Source organism: Pseudophaeobacter sp. TrK17, assembly GCF_042192375.1.
In the GTDB taxonomy this organism is placed as follows: domain Bacteria; phylum Pseudomonadota; class Alphaproteobacteria; order Rhodobacterales; family Rhodobacteraceae; genus Pseudophaeobacter.
Map to the genome: position 1 here is coordinate 377,965 of NZ_CP071700.1, position 17,129 is coordinate 395,093.

General features: G+C 58.4%; 13 protein-coding genes and 1 rRNA gene. 10 read left to right on the plus strand and 4 right to left on the minus strand.

Translation table 11 applies throughout. From position 1 onward, the window contains the following. Window positions 1-10: 10 nt before the first annotated feature. The gene (locus JZI28_RS01870) at window positions 11-766 is read left to right on the plus strand and encodes a formylglycine-generating enzyme family protein (protein ID WP_375699049.1); all 756 of its coding nucleotides are present in this window, start codon (window positions 11-13) and stop codon (window positions 764-766) included. A 283-nt stretch (window positions 767-1,049) separates the two neighbouring features. On the opposite strand, the gene JZI28_RS01875 is transcribed toward JZI28_RS01870, so the two are convergent. Together JZI28_RS01875 and JZI28_RS01880 are read right to left on the minus strand one after the other, a co-directional pair. Further along, the gene (locus JZI28_RS01875; protein ID WP_375699050.1) at window positions 1,050-2,024 is read right to left on the minus strand and encodes a hypothetical protein; all 975 of its coding nucleotides are present in this window, start codon (window positions 2,022-2,024) and stop codon (window positions 1,050-1,052) included. Between the two features lie 65 nt (window positions 2,025-2,089). Then, on the minus strand, window positions 2,090-2,548 hold the full coding sequence (locus tag JZI28_RS01880) for a hypothetical protein (protein WP_375699051.1): 459 nt from the start codon (window positions 2,546-2,548) through the stop codon (window positions 2,090-2,092). Window positions 2,549-2,792: 244 nt separating this feature from the next. Here JZI28_RS01880 and JZI28_RS01885 point away from each other — a divergent pair, with 244 nt between their 5' ends. The 7 genes from JZI28_RS01885 to JZI28_RS01915 all read left to right on the plus strand — a co-directional run bounded on the left by JZI28_RS01885 (window position 2,793) and on the right by JZI28_RS01915 (window position 9,686). Continuing rightward, window positions 2,793-3,404, plus strand: a complete 612-nt coding sequence (locus JZI28_RS01885; protein ID WP_348152107.1) for a glycine zipper 2TM domain-containing protein — start codon at window positions 2,793-2,795, stop codon at window positions 3,402-3,404. Window positions 3,405-3,588: 184 nt separating this feature from the next. Further along, window positions 3,589-4,500, plus strand: coding sequence for an MBL fold metallo-hydrolase (locus JZI28_RS01890; RefSeq protein ID WP_375699052.1), 912 nt, complete (start codon window positions 3,589-3,591; stop codon window positions 4,498-4,500). A 196-nt stretch (window positions 4,501-4,696) separates the two neighbouring features. Further along, window positions 4,697-5,068, plus strand: coding sequence for a glutaredoxin (locus JZI28_RS01895; RefSeq protein ID WP_297340330.1), 372 nt, complete (start codon window positions 4,697-4,699; stop codon window positions 5,066-5,068). 351 nt (window positions 5,069-5,419) lie between these two features. Beyond that, window positions 5,420-6,871, plus strand: coding sequence for a methyl-accepting chemotaxis protein (locus JZI28_RS01900; protein WP_375699053.1), 1,452 nt, complete (start codon window positions 5,420-5,422; stop codon window positions 6,869-6,871). 291 nt (window positions 6,872-7,162) lie between these two features. Then, window positions 7,163-7,858 (plus strand): allophanate hydrolase subunit 1, encoded by a 696-nt coding sequence (locus JZI28_RS01905; protein ID WP_375700062.1) that lies wholly within the window; start codon window positions 7,163-7,165, stop codon window positions 7,856-7,858. Next, window positions 7,855-8,886, plus strand: coding sequence for a biotin-dependent carboxyltransferase family protein (locus tag JZI28_RS01910; RefSeq protein WP_375699054.1), 1,032 nt, complete (start codon window positions 7,855-7,857; stop codon window positions 8,884-8,886). The genes JZI28_RS01905 and JZI28_RS01910 overlap by 4 nt, the downstream gene beginning before the upstream one ends. Then, window positions 8,883-9,686 (plus strand): LamB/YcsF family protein, encoded by an 804-nt coding sequence (locus tag JZI28_RS01915; protein ID WP_375699055.1) that lies wholly within the window; start codon window positions 8,883-8,885, stop codon window positions 9,684-9,686. The genes JZI28_RS01910 and JZI28_RS01915 overlap by 4 nt, the downstream gene beginning before the upstream one ends. Window positions 9,687-9,701: 15 nt before the next feature. On the opposite strand, the gene JZI28_RS01920 is transcribed toward JZI28_RS01915, so the two are convergent. Further along, entirely contained in the window at window positions 9,702-10,490 is a 789-nt protein-coding gene (locus JZI28_RS01920; protein WP_297340335.1) for a helix-turn-helix transcriptional regulator, read from the minus strand. A gap of 77 nt (window positions 10,491-10,567) precedes the next feature. Here JZI28_RS01920 and JZI28_RS01925 point away from each other — a divergent pair, with 77 nt between their 5' ends. Then, a complete protein-coding gene (locus JZI28_RS01925) occupies window positions 10,568-13,777 on the plus strand; it encodes a 2Fe-2S iron-sulfur cluster-binding protein (RefSeq protein ID WP_375699056.1) in 3,210 nt (1,069 codons plus the stop codon). A 14-nt stretch (window positions 13,778-13,791) separates the two neighbouring features. Here the strand turns inward: JZI28_RS01925 and JZI28_RS01930 are convergent, their stop codons facing one another. Then, window positions 13,792-14,652 (minus strand): glycosyltransferase family 2 protein, encoded by an 861-nt coding sequence (locus tag JZI28_RS01930; RefSeq protein WP_375699057.1) that lies wholly within the window; start codon window positions 14,650-14,652, stop codon window positions 13,792-13,794. A gap of 896 nt (window positions 14,653-15,548) precedes the next feature. Between JZI28_RS01930 and JZI28_RS01935 the strand changes: the two genes are divergently transcribed. Further along, window positions 15,549-17,008: ribosomal RNA gene (locus tag JZI28_RS01935) — 16S ribosomal RNA — on the plus strand. Window positions 17,009-17,129: the final 121 nt, after the last annotated feature.

The window sequence follows — 17,129 nt, forward strand, 5'->3', positions numbered from 1 at the left end:
GAAAACGATCATGCCTGCCGTCCAAAACCTCAGTTCCAATCTCAAGACGTCCCTTCGTTTTGCGGCATTCGGGGTTTTGGCGGCAGGTCTTGTCGGGGGCGTGCTCTGGCAGCGCGCCCCCGATGCCACATTTGTTCCTGTCATGTCCGATCGGCCTGTGATCCTGCCAGATGGCAGTGCCATGTATGTCCAACGTCACGAAGTCACCGTTGCCGAATGGAATATGTGTCATGCGGACAGCACGTGCTCAATTTCTCTGCGCGCAAGACCCGATCAAGACCCAGCGATCACACCTGCTACAGGCCTCAGCTATGTTGACGTTCAGGAATATCTTTCTTGGGTCAACGAAGTTTCCGGTCAGACATTTCGTCTTCCCACCGCCATCGAATGGGATCACATGGCCGCGTCCGTTTTACCAGATGCACCCGATCCAATCTTTACCGATCCTTCGCTGACATGGGCTTCTACATATCTGATAGAAGGCATCGCGCCCCGCGCGCTGAAACCGCAAGGCAGTTTTTCGACATCGCCGGAGGGCATTGTTGATCTTGACGGCAGTGTCTGGGAATGGACGCAAGAGTGCTATGCTGGCGCATCAGAGGGCGTGGACCCGGCCCGTTGCCCGGCGTTTATTGTCGGCGGTGAACACCTTGCGGCGATGTCCTATCTCATCCGCGACCCGGCGCGTGGAGGCTGCGCCGTTGGCACGCCCCCCGCGCATCTGGGCATGCGGCTTGTGGCAGACAGACCAATCAAAGGCCTGTGACGTGGTCCGGAAAAACCGGACAGCGTGCTAAGATTTATTCAACCTTGAATGCAGGATAGGCAAAGGACCAAGAAAGGCCGTTTTCCAGATTAGTTTAAGGCCACGGTCGCGCCTGTGGCAGTGCGAGGTGAAAAGACGGCGGCAGGGATTGCAGCGAAGCACAGGGGGGCTTTGTTACCACAGGTTTTTGCATGCAAACCCTGACAGGCGACACAGGTGACGGCGTGAAAACGGCAGGCTATTGATGGTCGTGGCTGAACCATCCTGCGCCTGAACCGCAATTCTAGGGCGCAAGAGTTATAAAATTGATGCTTTCAACACGTTTGTCTGACCCAAAGCCAATGGCGGCATACCAGTTTGCGATATCTTGCGGCGCTTCTGAGCAAACGAGGGCGTTGAATCTCTCTGCCGTTGGGGCCTCACCACTCGGCACACGGCCCAATATCGCAATCACCTCTCCTCGCGTCAGTCCAACCCGCAGCCCTGATGGCATATCCCAGGCCGCATCCGTGGCCTGCATGGCAATCACCAGCCCATCAAGAATGTCGATACTGAGACCATGCGCAGTGATCCGTTCAAGCTCGCGGCCATCGGGCAGAAACACGCCGCTCGCTTCGGGTGATCCAAGTTTGGCAAGTGTCGCCACAGGATCCCCCATTGCGACACCGCCAAGCATGAATTCACTGCCCAGCAAACACCCGCCGCTGGTGTCCGACAGCAAAATTGGCTCCCGCGCCACGGCCTCCGGCAGCCATGTTTTTGAATCGTCGTCCCAAACCAGGCCAGCAGCCACTTTGGCATCATAAAGCCCGCCGCCAAACCCATAGGTCACCGTGTCGGGGAGACATTCCAGCCTGCGCAGGCTTTGACCGTTCTGGGCAACGTCGATCCAACCAAAGCGTCGCGGACCAAGCTGCATCTCCTCGTCGGAAAACGGCCGCTCAAATCCCCCGCCGATCTGATAGCTAAAAGCCCCGTTGTAAAAGGTTACCGTCTCGCTGATGGCTTTCCCTAAGCCAGACCACGGCTCGAAATCCACATGCGCCACAGTGTCCGAAAGGGTTAAATCAGGGGCGCCGTCAATCGGTCCATAGCGATAGGTTGCGACCTGATCATCAAAGCAAACACGAACTTCGGTGTTGCGCCCTTTGATCTGGCAGGAGGTGAAGGCTTCCTGCCCCGCCGGGCAACCCGCCTGTGCCAGGCTCCCCAAAAGCGTGCTGCAAACGACAGCACAAACACTCAAATTCCGCCGCATAACCCTGGCGCTCCTATCATATTCAATATCAGGCCCATGGTTCGATACCCTGATTGCACTGGCCGCTATTGATCGGCCTGGCCGTCAATCAAGCCAAGATTTATTGCCGCTTGTCGCATTGCGTCAATGGCTTGCCACGATGGATTTGCCGCGCATATTGCCGATGTTTCATAATAGAAACCCGAGTCCAGAAGAGGCGTTGAAGACGATGTGGTAGAAAGGTCGGCGACTGTGAAGTGGTTGTCCTGCATAAACCGCTTGATCAAAACCGCATATGGCACAACGTCTTCGGAAGGCAATCCAAGGTCATCATGAAACGCACCTGTCCGGCGATAGTGGGCAATCTCGGCGTCATGGTAGTCAAAAATGACCTCCTCATGGCGCTGGCCTAGCGCGTGGCAGGTCAGTTTTATCAGCTCATCAGCAGTGAAGTGCTGTGGTTCATCTGCACTTACCCAAACGAAAGTTGCCAGCGCAGCGGCAGAGGCACATACACATAACCCTATTGCGAAAAATCTCTGCATAGAGCCACGTTGAATGCTTTGGGTCTGTTTGTCAAAACGTCGGTTCTCTTCAGTAGAGCTGACAGAATTCTGCGTTGATATTGAATAACAGATGGGGGCGAAGCTAAGATTGAGGGAGCAGACTGGATAACCGGCGATAGCGGTTGCGGCGCCAGGTGGTGAACAGGTCAGGCGGTGAACAGGTGATGGTCGTGAACTGCAGGAAGGGCTAGATTAGCTTGACCTGCCTATGGAGGAACGGGACATGAAACTTTTGGCGACAGCGGCAACGGGATTGCTGATGACTACGCAGGCATTTGCCGGTTCTTACGAGGTAAGATGTGAGACAAAATCGGTGCCGTATCAGGAAACCGTGAGAGGCGGGAGCCCAGAAAAAGTAATCGGCGGCGCGATTGTAGGCGGTGTGATCGGCAAGGTTGTGACCGACAAAAATGCCGGCGCTGCTGTCGGTGCGATCGTTGGCGGAGCCATCGCCAATGAAACCAGCAGAAATAGAGTCACCAAATATAGAGAGGTCGAAACCTGCACAAACGTGTTCATTCCGGAGCGCATCTCGGATGAAGCAACGCTGCAAAGTGCCCTGCTGGATCTGAACGAAGGCAAATCCGTCAGCAAAGAAATGACCATGGACGTGCAGTATACGATTGGCGTCTCCTATGACGGCAAGTGGGGCCCGAAGTCTCAACTGGCTGCAGAGAAATACTTGGCCAATCTTGAGCCCGACGCGCCGTTGTATTCACTGGTGGTCAACGATGTGGTCATCGTCAGCTCAGCCGACGTCGGCGCAATTGATGAGATCAAGGAGGCGCTGCTTGAAGCTGGTGTTGCCTCGCAGATCTTTGTTGATTTGGAGTGACGGGCGGAGAGCAGCCGTTGTCTTCGGTCCCGCAGACGGCAGGTTGATCCCCATAGCCGCCCATCAGCATGGGTTTTGCGCGGTAAATCGGGGGCAGGGTAGAATGCCGCATTTTGTTTTTGGAATGTGATGGCTAGGGTGCTTGGCAGATGCAGCTCTGCGTATAAGTGAAAGATGCCCTGCCATGATCCGTACCATTGTTACTGTCGCCGCGCTTGTTCTCCCCGGCTTTGCCTTCGGGCAGAGCCTTGATGTTCAGCCGGTGGTGCCGGGGATCTGGGCCATCGTTGGTCCAACTGCGCAGCGCAACCCGGATAATCATGCCAACAACGCAACCTTTGGCCTGGTCGAAACCGGTGCTGGCGCGGTTCTGGTTGATCCAGGCGGGTCCTGGGCGGGCGCAGAGGCACTGCACGGGGTGGTGCGCGGGCTCACTGATCAGCCGGTGAAATATGTGATCAACACTGGTGGGCAGGACCATCGCTGGCTTGGCAATGGCTATTGGCAGGCGCAGGGCGCAACTGTCATCGCCTCAGAGGCGGCGGTCATGGATCACAAAGACCGGGCTTCGTTGCAGATGTCAGCCCTGACCCATTTTCTGGGGGACGGCCTTGAGGGCACAGAACCATCCTTTGCCGATATCACCTTTGAAACCGAATACCAGTTTGATCTGGGCCAGAAGAGCTTTGAGATCATGCACCGCGGCTCGGCCCATACTCTGGGTGACAGTTTTGTCTGGCTGCAAGATCAGGAGGTCATGTTTACAGGTGATATTGTCTATGTCGATCGCATGTTGGGGATCGGCCCGGCAGGGGATAGCGCCAGCTGGCTGGAGGCGTTTGATGCCATGGCGGCCTTTGGCGCCAAGCATATTGTGCCAGGCCATGGCAGAGCCACGGATATGGCACAGGCACGGGCGGAAACCCGTGATTACCTGTCCCATCTGCGCCGCGAGATCGGCAAAGTGATTGAGGCGGGGGGATCCATCGAGGAAGGGACCCATATTGACCAGTCTCAGTTCAGCTACCTGGAGGTTTTTGAGCAGATCTCTCGGAAAAACGCACAGAACGTCTACATGCAGATGGAATGGGAGTGAGGCCGCGACGCCTGCGCTGGGCGGCTAAACCCCTTCGAGATGGCCCCAAGGTGTCGGCGGAGTGTGGCCTGTTCCACGGTGAGCTCGGATTGCTCCTGTGCGCCTTGAGAGAAGTCAGGTAGCGAGTGGCCTATGTCCAGCGCAACAGAGCTGGAAGGACCAAAGTCTCCACATAAACCACCTGAGAGAGTGCCCCATGCGTAACTTGCTAAACCCCGATGCCGTTCATCCTGCCATCAAAGAGATGATCAGCACCTACCACCAGGACACTGTGCAAGAGGTCATGGACGCGGTCTCTGGCAATGGGGTTGTCGTGGTGGGGATGAAATATAATCCTGTGGTGTCAAAAGCGCGCAAATCGCTGCAAGCGGCAGGCATTCCCTTCACCTATCTAGAATACGGCAGCTACACCGCCCAGTGGCACAGGCGACTGGCAATCAAGATGTGGTCGGGTTGGCCGACCTTTCCGATGATCTTTGTTGATCAGAGTCTTGTGGGTGGCAATGCCGAGCTGCAAGCGTTGATGAGTGATCCAAACCAGGACCTGCCGTCGTTGAAGCGCAGCTGAGGCCCTGTCCCGGACGGCCTTGGCCATCCGGGTCTTTGGGGGCGCAGGCCTGGACCTTTTGCAAGCTCACTTTCTCTGAAATTCCCCCTCATGGCTGGGGTGCTTTGTGCATGATTTTGGTGCAATTGCCGCGAGAACGCACAGGGGATGATCGGTGTGCTGCGCCTGGATTGGCCTTGGAGCTGAGCAATTTTGAGAGTGCAAAATAGGGGCGTGGCCAGTTATTTTTCCGTAAACATGACCTGACAGGGGCTGTTGCGCTGTGATTGATGACTAAAATTAAGACAAAAAAAGGACTTGGAATGTTAGTTACTTCGCAATTGGAGAATAAGTTAAGCGCGGAGTAGGGCATTGTTTTTTATGAAAAAGTCTCAAAAAGAGATCTCCGAAATTGAGACGGACAAAGTTATCGCGGGTTTGATCGACCGCACTCAGGCGACTATCCAGTTTGATCCACAGGGCAAAATATTAACCGCGAACAAGAACTTCCTGACGGTCATGGGGTATGACTTGGAGGATGTCCTTGGCAAGCATCACTCGATGTTTGTAGCCAAGGATTTTGTTGAAAGCCCAGACTATGCTGCCTTCTGGGAAAGGTTGGGTAAGGGCGAGGATATTACCGACCAATTCCCGCGATTGGCGAAGGATGGATCGGTAATCTGGATCCAGGCCACATATGCGTCCTGCCTCGGGGCTGATGGCACTCTGGAGCGGGTGGTGAAAGTTGCCAGTGACGTGACCGCGCGGCGTCGTGGCCTTGGGGTGATTGCCGAAGGGCTGGAGGCGTTGCGCGATGGCAACCTCATTCACCGGGTTGAGGTGTCGGATATTCCTGACATCGGACATCTCGGCAAGGCCTTCAATGACTCCGTTGAACAGCTGGAAGCCACGGTGACCAATGCCAAAACCGTCTCTGTTGGGGTGGGGCGGACGGCGGGTGAGATCAGCCAGTCCTCGAGTGATCTGTCACAGCGCACCGAAAGCCAGGCGGCAACATTGGAACAAACCGCTGCAGCGCTAGAGGAGCTGACCGCAACCGTGAAGTCCTCTGCTGATGGGGCAAAACGGGTTGAAGAAATTGTGGGCGAGGCGCAGACTGTTGCCACTCAGAGCGGGGTTGTGGTTGGCAAGGCAATTGAGGCCATGTCAAAGATTGAAGGCTCTTCTGATGAAATCGCCAAAATCATCACAGTCATTGATGACATTGCCTTTCAGACAAATCTGTTGGCGCTTAACGCCGGGGTCGAAGCCGCGCGCGCCGGGGAGGCCGGGCGTGGCTTTGCCGTTGTTGCCTCAGAGGTACGCGGACTGGCACAGCGCTCCGCCCAAGCCGCAGGCGAGATCAAAGAACTGATCGACCAGAGCCAACATCATGTGGGCAGTGGTGTTGGTTTGGTTGGAGAAACGGGCGCAGAGCTGGAGCGCATCATTGAAAGCGTTGGTACCATCACCGTGCACATCGGTGAAATCGCGCGCGGCGCAGCTGAACAGTCATCGGCGCTCTCGGAAATCAACACCGGCGTCACGCAAATGGATCAGGTGACGCAGCAGAACGCCGCCATGGTCGAAGAAACGACGGCTGTTAGCCTGACCCTGTCCAACGATGCCGGGCAATTGACCCAGCAATTGGCCGCCTTCAAGGTGAACGCTGAAAGCGGGTCAAACGTGGTGCAGATGCCTGCGGTGTCGGCTCAGCACAAGAACAGTTCACCGCCCGCAATGTTACACACAGGCACCGGGGCGCAGGTGGTCACTTCTGCGGCATCAGCACATGGGGAAACTCCGGGGTGGGATGATTTTTGATCCCGGTCGGCACTGCCCTTCGGGGGTATTGACCCCGATACTTCTGGTCTGAAAACCCTATAAACGCAGCGGCCCGGATCTCCGGGCCGTTTGCGATTGCATGGGCTAGGTCATCATCTGGCACCAGCTGGCAGGAGATCCTATTGCGTTGCACAAGCGCGTGCCAGCGGCAAAAGCAATATTGACACCAGCCAGAGCTGCCGCGACGGTGGCGCCACACTTTTCTGGGGGCATCAGGTGACACAAAACACGTCGCGTTTTCCGATCATTCGCACCGCTGGGCTGGAAGGTATGCTGGTGACTTTCTCAGATGCGCTGAGCGAGTCTTCCAACCGCGCTACCCTGGCCTTTGGTGAAGCGGTGAAGGCCAGCGCCTGGCCCGGGGTTGCGGAGGTTTCGACCTCGCTGGCCTCTGTTTTTCTGCGTTTTGACAGGACAGTGCTGCGCCATGAGGCGCTGCAAGACCTGCTTTGGGACCTGCTGAAACAACAGGACTGGCAACAGGCGCCCCTGCCGGCAGGGCGTCGTTTGTGGCGGGTGCCGACGGTGTTTGGCACCGATCTGGCGCCGCAATTGGCCGAAGCCGCCGATGCCGCCGGCATGAGCGAGACCCAGGCGATTGACAGCTTGGGCAGCGCGCGGGTGCGGGTTCTGACCATTGGATTTGCGCCGGGGCAGCCCTATCTGGGGCCTCTCGGGGCGGAGTGGAACCTGCCGCGCCAGACCGAGCTGACACCACAGGTGCCCGTCGGGGCGCTGGTGCTGGCGATCAGCCAGTTTGTGCTCTTTGCCACCACCGCACCCACAGGCTGGCGTCACGTCGGTCAAACCGGGTTTCGTGGCTTTCAGCTGGGCAGGCCCGAACCCATCGCCCTGCGGCCCGGGGATGAGATGATTTTTACCCCGGTCACCAGAGCTGACTATGATCGCTTCTGTGTGGAAGACAGCCATTTTGGTGGCGCCAGCCGCGAGGAGATCCCAGCATGAGCGCGCTCAAGGTTCTTCGCATTGGCCCGCTTGCCTCGATCCAGGATCAAGGGCGCCCGGGACAGTTGCAGCAGGGGGTTTCCCGCGGCGGGGCGGCTGATCTACTGGCCCTGGCCGAAGGTGCGGCCCTGTTGCGGCAGGATACCCATCTGGCGGCGCTGGAGATGGCCGGCATCGGCGGGCTGTTTGAGGCAACCGGCCCCCTGCGCATTGCCCTCACAGGGGCGCCGATGCAGGTGAGCCTTGATGGTGAAAGCCTCGCCTGGAATGCCTCGCACCAGATGCGGGCGGGGCAAAAGCTGGAGATTGGCGCCGCGCGCAAGGGTCAGTATGGCTATCTGCATCTGGGTGGTGGCATCGCCAGCGAGGTGCTGCTTGGCGCCCGCGCGGTGCATGTGATGTCTGGTCTGGGCAGCCCTGTTGCCGTGGGCGATGTGCTGCCCTGCGGTGAAGACCGTGGTCGCGAAGTCGGACTTGGGCTGGCGGCCGAGGATCGGTTTCAGGGCGGGGCCTTGCGGATTGTGGAGGGCTTTCAGTCCGACCTATTTGCCGCCGAGGTGCGGGCACGGTTTGCCGATACCGCCTTTAAACGTGGCAGCCGGGCCAATCGGATGGGGGTCGAGATGACTTCTGACGGGGCGGGGTTCTCGGCTGCGGGGCAGCTCAATATTCTGTCCGAGGTGATCCTGCCGGGGGATGTACAGATGACCGGCGATGGCAAACCCTTTGTGCTGCTGCGCGAGGCGCAAACCACTGGGGGCTATCCACGGATCGGCACGGTTCTGCCCTGTGACCTGAGCAAGGTAGCCCAGGCCCAGGCCGGAACAGATTTGCATTTCACCTGGGTCACTCTGGACGAAGGGCTGGCGATCCAAGCCAAACAGGATGCTTTGGTGAAGGCGCTACCCTCGGCTTGCAAGCCTTTATTGCGTGATCCGGCGATGATGCAGGATCTGCTTTCTTTTCAACTGGTCAGCGGGGTGGTCTCGGCAGAGGCGGACCCTTTTGAATCTGGAGACATCACATGAGCAACACTGACGTGGTCAATATGAGCAAGGCAAAAACTGTCGATCTCAACGCGGATATGGGCGAAAGCTTTGGCCCCTGGACCATGGGCGACGACACCGCACTGCTGGATATTGTGACCTCCGCCAATATCGCCTGTGGTTTCCATGCGGGCGATGCGGATGTGATGGCTGCCACCATGGCGCTGGCCCGCGACAACGGCGTGGGGATTGGGGCGCATCCCGGCTTCCCGGATCTGCAGGGCTTTGGCCGTCGCAAGATGCAGATGACCCCGGACAGCCTGGGCAATATGGTGCGCTACCAGCTGGGTGCGGCACGGGGCATGACGGCAGCACACGGCGCCCAGGTGCGGCATTTGAAATTGCACGGGGCGCTGTCCAATATGGCCTGTGTTGATCACGCCATGGCGCGGGCCTGTTATGAGGCGGCGCTGGAAGTGGACCCGGATATCATCATCATGGTGCTGGTCGCCACCGCAATGGAAGACGTGGTGCGCGATCTGGGCTGCAACTGGTGTGGCGAGATCTTTGCTGACCGCGCCTATAACGATGACGGCACCCTGGTGGATCGCTCCCTCCCGGGGGCGGTGATCCATGATGCAGAGCTGGCCGGGCCGCGTATCCTGCAAATGGTGCAGGAAGGCGCGATCATTACCGAAAGCGGCAAGCGGATTGCCACCTCGATTGATACCATCTGTCTGCATGGCGACACCGCCGAGGCGGTAGAGCTGGCAAAATCCGTGCGCAACAGTCTACAGGCCGGTGGCGTTGAGCTAGCGCAGTTCAAGGGCCGCAGCGGCTAGCGGAGGCCTCGGTCCTTACCCGATGGTATTGAGGATCAGGGTGGCAATCTGGGTCGAGGAATGAACCCCCAGCTTGCCATAGGCGCGGCGACGCAGGGTGCGGATGGTATTCTCGGATACCCCCAGTTCCAGGGCGGTGCCGGCGACACTCAGCCCCTGCACGCCCAGATCGCAGACCTCGGCTTCACGCGGGGTGAGCGTGCCAAAGAGGCCGGCGTCCCGCTCACGTAGGGCAGAGGCGCGACCGCTGGCCGCCTGTCCGATGGCGGCTGATCCGACAATGCGATGGCGCAGCCCGATCAGCTCATGCGCCAGGGGCAGAACCTGTTGCAGGCGCTGCATATCCTGACTGCTAAGCCAGCCGGATTTTTCGCCCCGCAAAAAGAAAGACTGGAACCCCACGCGGTCGTTCAGGGAGGAGACCGTGACTCGTTCGATCACCTGATCGCGGGCATAGATCGGGCTGATCGGATCATCCGGGCTAGGGCGCCAGCGCTCGATCACCAGACCGCCGCCCTCGGCAGCATGGATCCGTTGCAGAATGCTTTGCATCAGGCGCTCGTTTTTCAGGATCGTGCTGGCATTGCGGTTGAACCAATAGCCGCTCATCTCTCCGGCCCAGATCGATAGCACCGGCGCTGGGCGGGACATGTCCGGGACATAAAAGGTGCCAAAATTGGCGATCTCGGCCGCAGTGCGAATGTAGCCTAGTAGATGGCGGGCAAAATCCGGCCGCACAACAGCGGCGGCAAGCTCGGCAACACCATCACGGGGGAGGGGCCTGGGCGGAAATATGTCACTCATTCGGGTGACAGACTGGAGCAGTGACTGTGGAATAGTCAAGTTTCTTTCACCGATCCCAGCTGCGAGGCCCGGCCACCATGACCAAAGTTTTTTCAACCCGGCAGCGGCCAATGCATATGGGTCCCTTCCCGATGGAGCGGCTGGTGCGCGGGCCGATGCCGGATCTTGCGGCCGTGCCTGCCGCGCAGCCGCTGGAGTTCCGCCGTCCCACGGCACCTGCCTCGATCGTCAATGCGATGGGCGACTATCAGGCGATGATGGATGCGATCCGCGATGGGTTGGTGAACAAGGCGCAGGCCGCCTGCCCAAGCGATCCACAGGCGCGTGCAGAGCATATCAAGGCCTTTGGCTATTTTTCCGATGCTTCCATGGTGGGGATCGGCCCGGTGCCGACGTCGGCACTGCTGGCGCTGCCCTATCGCAATCCGGATATTGACCGGCTGTCGGAGGATCTGAAAACCCGCCAGACCAAGACACTGGCGGCGGGCATTGATCACATCATGGCTGATCTCAAAGAGGCGATGCAGGCGCCGCCCACCACCATTGGCGATCACAAGCACGCCATTGTTTTTCTCTATGACATGCCGCGTGATCCGCGCCTGGATGAGGAGGGCGCCGAGTGGATCCAGGATGCCGAGCAGCATCGCGCCTGTCTGCGCGCCAGCGAAACCGCTGTTGTGCTGGCCAATTACATCCGGCTGTTGGGCTGGGATGCCAAGGCCCATACTGGCACCTCATCGGATGTGGATCTCAACCAGCTGGCGGTGGCCGCTGGGCTGGTCGCGGTGCAGGAGGGACGCCTGGTCAGCCCCTATCTGGGGGAGCGCTTTGGTCTGGCGGTGGTGACCACCGATTTTGACCTGGCGATGGACCAGCCTTTGCTGCCGCTGGATCAACAGCCGATCATGCAGGTCAAGGGGCCAAAATGGTGGCTCGGACTGGGCTCGCAGCGCTCTGCCCTTAATGGTGATCCCTTCGGGGCGCGCGATTTCAAGGATGGCCCGCACCCCTTTGAAACGCTGAAACGGGTGAAGGATCCTACCACCTATATAGATGAGCCCAATGTGGCGCGGGTGCCAAAACGCACAGATATGTTTGCCCGCAGCCAGTTTGGCGATATGGGCAAAGGAAACCAGGTGGCGGCGACGGGCGGCTTTTATGTGCGCAAGGCAGCGCCCTCCATGGCGCAGCGCCGAATGCTGGGCGCCTTTGTGCTGTTGCAGGATGGCACCCCCGCCAAGGGCCCGCGCCCCAGTGATGCGGCGCGCAATGCGGCCAATATCAAAGCTGCCAGTTACTGGCTGGGCATTGATGCGGTTGGCATCAGCCGCTGCCCGGACTGGACCTGGTACAGCCATGATGCGACGGGCGCCGAGATCCACCCAGAACACGATCAGGCAATCAGCATGATCGTCGATCAGGGCTTTGACACCACCGAGGGCACCTCGGGGGATGATTGGATCGCGGTGGCCCAGTCGATGCGGGCCTATCTGCGGTTCTCGCTGCTCGGTGGCGTTATCGCCCGCCAGATCCGCAACTTGGGCTACAAGGCCAAGGCCCATACGGTGATGGATGGCGAGGTGCTGCAGCCGCCCTTGCTGCTGCTCTCGGGCCTGGGAGAGGTCAGCCGGATTGGTGAAGTCATCCTCAACCCCTTTCTGGGGCCAAGGTTGAAATCCGGGGTGGTGACCACCGATATGCCAATGGCCCATGATGCGCCGATTGACTTTGGCCTGCAGAAATTCTGCGAAGCCTGCAACAAATGCGCCCGTGAATGCCCCTCAGGGGCGATCACTGCCGGACCCAAGCTGATGTTCAACGGCTATGAGATCTGGAAATCGGACAGCCAGAAATGCACCACCTACCGGATTACCACCCCTGGCGGCGCCATGTGTGGACGCTGCATGAAGACCTGTCCCTGGAACCTGGAGGGCATCTTTGCCGAGCGCCCGTTCCGATGGGCGGCGATGAACATCCCCCAGGCCGCGCCGGTGCTGGCCAAGCTCGACGATGCGCTGGGCAACGGCGAGATGAACCCGGCCAAGAAGTGGTGGTGGGATCTGGAGATGCAAGAAGATGGTGGCTATCGCCCGACGCGCCATCCGGTAAATGCGCGCGCCCTGCAAAAAGATCTGAATCTGAAATATGAGGACCAAACACTGGCGGTCTACCCGGCGCATCTGGCACCGCACCCCTGGCCCTATCCCTTCCCGATGGACCGCGAAGCCGGGATCGAAGCCTACCAGCAGATGATCACAGTGGAGGAGTACAAGTCGCGCCGCGCCAAGGGGGAGACCGGCGCCTGGGATCACCGCTACAGCAATGATGTGGACAGCCCGGTGCTGGGCGTGCGGGTGTCGCGGGTCCAGGCCATGGGCCCGGATATAACCAAATACGAATTTCAAAGCCTGGACGGCTCCCCCTTGCCGGAATGGACGGCGGGGGCCCATCTCGACATCGTGGTGGCGCCGGAATATCTGCGCCAGTATTCCATGTCGGGCGATCCGGCGGACCGCTCCACATACCAGATCGGGGTGCTGCGCGAGGATGCCGGGCGCGGCGGCTCGCTGCTGTTGCACCGGATCTTTGCCGAGGGGCGCAAGATCTTCATCTCCAAGCCGATCAATCACTTCCCACTCACCGAGGGCGCGGCAAAATCCTACCTCATGGGCGGCGGCATCGGGGTGACACCGATGATCGCCATGGCGCACCGGCTGCATGCGCTGGGCCAGGCGTTCGAGCTGCACTACTCGATCTCAAACCGCGCGGCGGCGGGCTATCTGCAGGATCTTGCACAGGCGCCTTGGTCCGACAGGGTGCATATCCATGTCTCGGCGGAGGGCACGCGGGCCGATCTGGATCGGCTGCTGGCGGGCTACGGGCCCGGCCAGCACGTCTACACCTGCGGGCCGGATCGCTACATGGAGGCGGTGATGCAGGCCGCCGAGCGGCAGGGCTTTCCCGAGGAGGCGCGTCACCTGGAGTATTTCTCGGTGCCAGAGCTGCCGGAGTATGAAAACCACGCCTTCACCCTCAAACTGGCCCGGTCGGGCAGGGTGCTTGAGGTGCCTGCGGACAAGACCGCAACAGATGTCTTGCTGGAGAACGGCGTTCATATTGATGTGAAATGTTCGGACGGCATTTGCGGCGTGTGCAAATGTGGCCTGCTGTCCGGGGAGGTCGAACACCGCGATTTTGTGCTGTCCAAAGCGCAGCGCAAAGAGGCTGTGGTCCTGTGCCAGTCACGGGCCGCCCAAAAGGATGGCACTCTGGAGGTGGACCTGTAAGGGCGGATACGCCTTTAGCGGCTGAACCAACTGGGGAGTGTGGTTCGAAACTGAAACCGCAGGCTTTTGCAGCGCAGGACAGAGCTGGCCTCGTCCCGCACCGGCGACTGCAGGCTGTTCCAGGCTGTTTCTTCGGCCTCATCCCAGGGAAGCTGTGGCAGCGCCTCTGCTTCTTCGCGTTTCTCTACCGCTTCTTTTGCCGCCTGCTTCCAGGCCTTTCCAGGGGTGCCGGGGCCTTCGCTATTGCCCACCTCCTGGCGCACCTCGGACATCGCCGACAAGGCGGCGACATCCGCATATTTCAAATGGGCCAGATAAACCCCGCGCGGCATGGCAAAGGGAAACTGCGCCAGCCGTGCCGGGCGCAGCTGGATGCCATGACGGCGCAGCCCGATGGGTCTGCGGACGGCCCAGGCCTTGCTGTAGTGTCCGGTGAATACGGCGTCTCGGGTCTTGGCAAAGACGGACAGGTCCGTGGCGTTCACGCCGGACTGCGAGAAATCAAACAGATTAAAGCCAAGCGCAAAAACCGCAGGCGCCTGTTGATCTGCCAGCATATCAGCCAGCGATCCCCAGCGCGCGGGATCCAGGCAAATCAGCTCATCCGCATCACTTCGAATGACCCAGTCATAGATCTCCAGCAGACCCTGCTGAAACCCATTCAGCATCCGGCCCCGCCAGTGGTCAAACCCCTGCAAACGATCCCGCGGTATGGTCAGCACCGAAGCGCCGGGGCAAATCTCTTGAATGCGCGGATCCGCACCGTGGGACACCACATACAGATTCTCGGGGCCAAGCAGCCGACTGTAGTGGCGAAACCATTGGGACAAAGCCCAGTGGTCCTTATAGGCCATGGTGAGTGCGCAAATTTTCATGCCCGCACTATGGGAGCAGTGCAGGCGTTCGCCAAGAGCGTTTCATGACAAGCAAGAGCGTTTCATAACAGGGCGGGGTGAACTGTCCTCGGGTTTGGTCTCCTGTGCTGATCCTGAATGGCATCAGGACGGCAAGACATCCCAAACAACGGCCCTTTCAGCGGCGCGCGGCAGGCGGAATCGCAGCCGAGTCGCTCGGCCGTCTTGTGGCTGCTTCTGGGCGCATAACTACATGTTGAGGCTGACCCTTTGGCCTAACTGCAAAAGCTATGTGGCCTGCAGGGGAGAACAGTACGACAGGAGCGGCTTTGGCTAGATTGAGTTTTGATAAGGTGCTGAATTTATGTGATTTTCAGGCCTTTTCCAAAAAAGATGATATTTTTGTAATTTAGGTGTTGCGGGTTTGTTGAGTTAACACTAGAACCCCCTCTACCGGCGGCGCTGAGGCGCGGCACGGTGGGGCGGCTGAGAGGTCGCTGACTGGCAGGAAAGGCTGCTGGACGCTCAGGAGAGACTGGGGCATCTGGAGGATGTTATGAGGCGGTTGCGCTAAGGAATTGGCGCGGTGGTCTTGTTTTTGGCCTTTAGGTGTTGCTCTTTGACATTGATGATAACTGAAGAGATATGTGGGCGGTTTGGTTCGTTTCGATGGATCAACGTCTGTATATCAACGCTAGTAGGGTGGGCCATTTGGTCTGTTCGATGATCTAGTGTCAGCTTCACTGTTTGACGGACTTTTGTTTACTTTTGTAAACTGAAGCACAATCAAACAGATGACTTCCGATACGTGTCCAATCCTTAGCCGGGTGGACATATGGATCTGCCCCCAAAAGCGGTCCTGAGTATTGGAGATGTGCAGAGGTTCGAACGTCAAGGATAGCATCGCGAGATGCTTTCAACTTGAGAGTTTGATCCTGGCTCAGAACGAACGCTGGCGGCAGGCTTAACACATGCAAGTCGAGCGCACTCTTCGGAGTGAGCGGCGGACGGGTTAGTAACGCGTGGGAACGTGCCCTTCTCTAAGGAATAGCCACTGGAAACGGTGAGTAATACCTTATACGCCCTTCGGGGGAAAGATTTATCGGAGAAGGATCGGCCCGCGTTAGATTAGATAGTTGGTGGGGTAATGGCCTACCAAGTCTACGATCTATAGCTGGTTTTAGAGGATGATCAGCAACACTGGGACTGAGACACGGCCCAGACTCCTACGGGAGGCAGCAGTGGGGAATCTTGGACAATGGGCGCAAGCCTGATCCAGCCATGCCGCGTGAGTGATGAAGGCCTTAGGGTCGTAAAGCTCTTTCGCCAGAGATGATAATGACAGTATCTGGTAAAGAAACCCCGGCTAACTCCGTGCCAGCAGCCGCGGTAATACGGAGGGGGTTAGCGTTGTTCGGAATTACTGGGCGTAAAGCGCACGTAGGCGGATCAGAAAGTATAGGGTGAAATCCCAGGGCTCAACCCTGGAACTGCCTTGTAAACTCCTGGTCTTGAGTTCGAGAGAGGTGAGTGGAATTCCGAGTGTAGAGGTGAAATTCGTAGATATTCGGAGGAACACCAGTGGCGAAGGCGGCTCACTGGCTCGATACTGACGCTGAGGTGCGAAAGTGTGGGGAGCAAACAGGATTAGATACCCTGGTAGTCCACACCGTAAACGATGAATGCCAGACGTCAGCAAGCATGCTTGTTGGTGTCACACCTAACGGATTAAGCATTCCGCCTGGGGAGTACGGTCGCAAGATTAAAACTCAAAGGAATTGACGGGGGCCCGCACAAGCGGTGGAGCATGTGGTTTAATTCGAAGCAACGCGCAGAACCTTACCAACCCTTGACATCCTTGGACCGCTAGAGAGATCTAGCTTTCTCGCAAGAGACCAAGTGACAGGTGCTGCATGGCTGTCGTCAGCTCGTGTCGTGAGATGTTCGGTTAAGTCCGGCAACGAGCGCAACCCACATCCTTAGTTGCCAGCAGTTCGGCTGGGCACTCTAGGGAAACTGCCCGTGATAAGCGGGAGGAAGGTGTGGATGACGTCAAGTCCTCATGGCCCTTACGGGTTGGGCTACACACGTGCTACAATGGCATCAACAATGGGTTAATCCCCAAAAGATGTCTCAGTTCGGATTGGGGTCTGCAACTCGACCCCATGAAGTCGGAATCGCTAGTAATCGCGTAACAGCATGACGCGGTGAATACGTTCCCGGGCCTTGTACACACCGCCCGTCACACCATGGGAGTTGGATCTACCCGAAGGCCGTGCGCTAACTTTTGAGGCAGCGGACCACGGTGGGTTCAGCGACTGGGGTGAAGTCGTAACAAGGTAGCCGTAGGGGAACCTGCGGCTGGATCACCTCCTTTCTAAGGATGTATCTAGCAAGAAGAACTTGTTCTTCCTCGTGATACACTTAGCAATGAACAGTAATCAAAACTGTTCAACATCGGGACATCTACTGGATGTCCTTTGGACCGAGCCGTCCTC